General features: G+C 60.1%; 3 protein-coding genes. 2 read left to right on the top strand and 1 reads right to left on the bottom strand.

Annotation, left to right across the window (positions count from 1 at the left end; all coding sequences use genetic code 11):
- The first annotated feature begins 448 nt into the window (after window positions 1–448).
- Window positions 449–2,644, top strand: coding sequence for an alpha-glucan family phosphorylase (gene glgP, locus H5U08_RS09620; RefSeq protein WP_297032483.1), 2,196 nt, complete (start codon window positions 449–451; stop codon window positions 2,642–2,644).
- A gap of 74 nt (window positions 2,645–2,718) precedes the next feature.
- A complete protein-coding gene (tyrS, locus tag H5U08_RS09615; RefSeq protein WP_297032481.1) occupies window positions 2,719–4,011 on the top strand; it encodes a tyrosine--tRNA ligase in 1,293 nt (430 codons plus the stop codon).
- Here the strand turns inward: tyrS and H5U08_RS09610 are convergent.
- The coding region (locus tag H5U08_RS09610) for a DUF6798 domain-containing protein (RefSeq protein ID WP_366494347.1) at window positions 3,984–5,219 on the bottom strand (1,236 nt) is incomplete at its 5' end. The genes tyrS and H5U08_RS09610 overlap by 28 nt on opposite strands.

Here is a 5,219-nt window from a genome sequence, read left to right as displayed (position 1 = left end):
GTGCAGGCAAAAAGAGTGGGAAAGAAGCGACGGCTATGCCGATTCAATCGGAAAGCCTGAAGGAACGTTGTGCGGAAGCAAAATCGGCATTGGGTTATTTGGTACCCAACTTCCGGAGGGTATGGCTGCTCTCCAATCGCGCCATGCGCAGGTGGTATAATCAAGGCTTTTAGCTGGCATCCACACTGGCGCGAACCTGGATGCGGGGTGTCCCTGAGGAAATAGGAAAAATCTGGCCGTCAGTCGGCGACCCCGGTTGACTGATCGTCAGCGACTACCGATGGGCAAATGGGGTGGCGGTGGGGCGGAGCGCGAAAACATCAGCGCCGGCCGGATGCCTGACGATACAAACAGGCCGTGAATCGGTGAAGTCGTCTCCTGGCGGGGACGGGGAAGCAGCCGGTTCGCCTGCGGACCAGCTATTGATACGGAATGGGAGTGGATCCTGATGGGAATCGCAGAAATCTCCACCAACCACAGTCTTCGTCCGGCAGTGGAGCTGAGCATGTCTGCCCAGACGATGTACGACAAATGTGTCACGCTTGCCCGGAACCTCTGGTGGACCTGGCAACCGGACGTGATCAACCTGTTTCGCGACCTCGACCCGATTCGCTGGCGGCAGTTAGACCACAATCCGGTGGCCCTCCTGGCAGAGATGACTCCCGAAAGGCTGGAGGCCCGTGTGGCCGAGCTGGCCCTCCAGAGCCGCATCAATCAGGCCTATCGTCGGCTTAAGGAGTACCTGTCGGAGCGTCCCCTGTGGGCACGGACGAATGCGGGCGTTCTTGGTTCCAAGCCCGTGGCGTACTTTTCCCTGGAATACGGGGTCCACGAGTCCGTTCCGATCTACTCCGGAGGTCTGGGGGTTCTTTCTGGGGATCACTGCAAGAGCGCGAGCGACCTGGGGGTTCCCCTGGTGGCCATCGGGTTGTTTTACGATCAGGGGTATTTCAAGCAGCATTTGACGGTCGATGGCTGGCAGGAGGAGGAATATATCGACGTGGACGTCACCAAGCTGCCCCTCGATCTGGTGACGGATGCAGAGGGGAAGCCCCTCATCATCACGCTGGAAACGCGGGCGTCGCATCTGCTGGCCAAGGTGTGGCAGTTGCGGGTGGGACGGGTGAATATCTATCTGCTGGACACCGATGTGGATGGAAACAGCCCGGAAGACCGCGAATTGACCAGCCGTCTTTATGGCGGTGATAACCGCACGCGGATTCGCCAGGAACTTGTGGCGGGCGTGGGCGGTGTGCGGGTCCTGCGGGCTTTGGGGATCAAACCGGGCGTCTATCATCTCAACGAAGGCCACAGTGCCTTTGCCGTCCTGGAGGTCATTCGGGAAAAGATGATGGACGACGGTCTCAGCTTCGACGAAGCCTTCCGGGAAGTCCGGCAGTGCACGGTTTTCACCACGCACACCCCGGTTCCCGCGGGACACGACCGCTTCGATGCCGGGCTCATTGAGGAGCACCTGGGACCCCTGCGCGACGCCCTCGGGATCTCTCACGAGACACTGATGGGACTGGGACGTGTGGAGCCTTCCCGGGCGGATGAGCCGTTCTGCATGACGGTTCTGGCCCTCAAATGCTCGCGGAAGGCCAACGCGGTGAGCGCCCTTCACGGCCGGGTCACACGCCAGATGTGGTCCCCGCTGTTTTCCTGGCGGGTAGAAGATGAGGTGCCCATTGGCCATATCACCAACGGCGTCCATATCCCCAGTTGGCTGGCCTGGCAGATGAAGCTCCTTTATGACCGCTATTTCCCCGACCGGTGGTTCGAACGAATGGGGGAACCGGAAGTCTGGCAGGCCATTTACAACGTGGATCCCGGGGAATTGTGGGAAACGCACCTGACGCTGAAAAACCAGTTGTTGGCATTCGTGCGACGTCGGGTGAGCCGGCAGTGCCGTCGCCGCAATGAACCGGACGAGGTGATCGAGGCTGCGCGAACAATCCTCGACCCCAATATCCTCACGATTGGTTTTGCCCGGCGTTTTGCGACCTACAAGCGTGCGCCGCTCATTTTGCACGACATCGAGCGCCTTGCCAGGATCGTCAACGATCCGCAGCGGCCGGTCCAGTTTATTTTCAGTGGGAAGGCGCATCCTCGGGATACAGGCGGTAAAGAGTTCATCAAAATGATTGCCAATTTGCGGCACGATCCCCGGTTTGCCAAGCGGATCGTCTTCATTGAGGATTACGACATCAACGTCTGCCGTCACCTGATTCAGGGGGTCGATGTGTGGCTCAACACCCCGCGACGACCGCTGGAGGCGAGCGGGACGAGCGGCCAGAAGGCCGTCCTCAACGGTGCCCTCCATTTCTCGGTGCTGGACGGCTGGTGGGCCGAGGCCTACGACGGCTCAAACGGCTTCGCCATCGGGCATGGGGCGACGCATCGCTCCGAGCAGGTTCAGGACGCGCGGGATGCGGAGAGTCTTTACCACGTGCTGGAAACCCAGGTCATCCCCGAGTTCTACGATCAGGACGCCGATGGCTTGCCACGTCGCTGGGTCCTCCGCATGATGAATTCCATCAGTTCGCTGGCCTGGCGGTTCAGTTCGCACCGCATGGTAGCGGATTACGTTCGCCTGGCCTATCTGCCCGCCGCCTGCGGGACCAGCGCCGAAATGCCGCGGTGACCTGCCGCTGTTCCGCCTGGTGCGGAAAAAACGAAAAAACTCTTCAGAAACAGGTGAGGGAAAGGTCTTTCTTGATGCTGGCCGGGAATGTGTACGAAGAACTCCGCTGGCGGGGACTCATCCATCAGTGTACGGATGAGGAGGCGCTCCCCAAATTGCTTGCCGAGCGGCCGCGGACTGTCTATGCGGGCTTCGATCCAACCGCCGACAGCCTCCATGTGGGGCATCTCATGGCGATCATGGTGTTGCGGCGTTTTCAGCAGGCGGGGCACCGTCCGATCGCCCTGGTCGGTGGAGCCACTGGCATGATCGGCGATCCCAGCGGCAAGTCGGAGGAGCGGAAGCTCCTCGCGCTTGAAGAGTTGAGACATAATGTCGAAGCAGTGGCCCAGCAACTGCGGCGATTTCTCGACTTTGATCGCCAGCCCAATGGGGCGCTCCTTCTCAACAACTACGATTGGATGTCCCGTTTCAGCTTTCTCGATTTTCTCCGAGAGGTGGGCAAGCACGTTCCCGTCAACGTGATGCTCACCAAGGACTCGGTCAAAGCCCGCCTGGAAAGGAGCGATGCGGGCCTGAGCTACACCGAGTTCAGTTACATGCTCCTGCAGGCTTATGACTTCGTCTATCTCTATCAGAACTACGGTTGCGAAATCCAGGTCGGCGGAAGCGATCAATGGGGAAATATCACCGCGGGGATCGACCTGGCACGACGCCTGCTTGGCGTCCAGCTCTATGGGCTCACCTGCCCGCTGCTCACCAAAAGTGACGGAACCAAAATGGGAAAGACGGAGAGCGGGGCGCTCTGGCTGGACCCGCGAAAGACGTCACCCTATCAGTTCTATCAGTACTGGATCAACGTCGAAGACGACGTCGTGGAAAAGTGCCTCAAGTACTTCACCGACCTTTCCCGCCAAGAAATCGAAGTGGTGGTCGCGAAGCATCTGGCACAGCCAGAAAAGCGACTCGGTCAGCGGCGTCTGGCACAGGAGTTGACGCGACTGGTTCACGGTGAGGAAGGTCTGGCAACCGCAGAGCGAGCAACGGCCATCCTTTTCGGAGGGGAAATCGACCGCCTCACCGACCGGGAACTGGGCGAGATCTTCCATGATGTTCCCAGTCATGCCGTAAGCCGGGAAAGGCTGCATGGGGAAGGCCTGCCGCTTGTGGAAGCCCTTTGTCTGGCGGGACTCGCCAAGAGCAAAAGTGACGCCCGGCGCATCATTCAGCAGGGTGGGGCCTACGTCAATAACCGGCGGGTGACCGACCCTGACGCACGCCTCACTCCGTCCGATCTGGCAAGCGAGACGACGATTGTGCTCCGCACCGGTAAAAAACACTACGGCCTGTTGCGATTTGAGGGATGATCCTCCGTCACGGTCGGTGTCATCCGCTCCACGCGATAGACCACATAGTCGTTGTCCGGTCGGGAAAATACCGTCTGGAAATTAAGCGCGGGAGACCGCTGGGTGAGGATATACTCGAATTGATACCTCTGCGCCAGGGCGCTTAATCTGACCTCGCCGAGATCGGTGGCGTTTCGCGCCCACCACTCACCGCGGATGGGATCGTTGATCAGGTAGATATCCTTGAGCTTGGCCCACCAGGCCACAATGGACCGCGCGTCCTGGGGGATTTCTTTCCAGGTGACGACTTCGCTTCGGCCGGCATACCATTTGAATGTGCTCTTGGTGAGCGGGGCGAGAAATCGCGCATCCGCCGGGGTGTTGGCGGAGATCCACTGACAGACCTCCCGCCATTGCTGAAATTCCCGGCGAGCGATTGGGTCCTCTTGCCAGATGGACCACCAAAGGGCGGTTTGCCCACTCTGCCAGGTACTCCACATGACGTCCGTCCATTCCGTTCGAGGCAGCGTGGCCCGCGTGCGGACCGGCACATAGCTGCTCAGATGAAGGAGGGAGCCAACCGTTCCCAGGGTGACCAGAGCCGCCCGAAAAGGTCGGGACACGACAATCCGATCCCCGGCGACCATGCCGATCCACAGCGCGGCCCCCATGGGCACGGCGACGTCCGAAAGCCGGAACCAGTAGTAACGGAGCACGGCTGCGGCAAACTCAGGCCAGATCGCAACGGTCCAGGAGAGAATCCAGCCCGCCAACGCGATGGCCAGGCTCCCCAGGACAAAACGGTGAATTCGCTGCCACTCTACCGGGCCCCGCCACAAAAAGGATGCGCCAAGATAAAGACCAGTGAGGATGAGAAACCGTGTGGCGTCCTCGGGACGAAAGCATCCCGGCACGAGGTGATGGGCAAGTCGCTCGAAAGTGTAAATCCGATGGGCTTCGCGGAGAATCTCCGGCGGCACGTTCCACGTCAGGGCAAGGGAAGGAACAACACCCGGCAGTGCCAGAACCCCCGCTATCAGCACGGCAGGCAACAACATTTTCCAGTGCGGCTGGCGGCCGTTCATCAGCCATACCAGGAAAATCGCTACGAGAGACCAGCCACCGACGAGGACATGGAAGGCGGTAGCCAGTCCCAGCAGGACGAGGCTGGCCCTCCACTTCCCGGCGGCAAGCATACCTAAACCGAACAAAACGATGGCGTACGCGAA

This window comes from Thermogutta sp. (genome assembly GCF_014359955.1).
GTDB lineage: Bacteria > Planctomycetota > Planctomycetia > Pirellulales > Thermoguttaceae > Thermogutta.
Note: the sequence above shows the minus strand (reverse complement) of the source record. Positions and strands in the feature narration are given on the sequence as shown.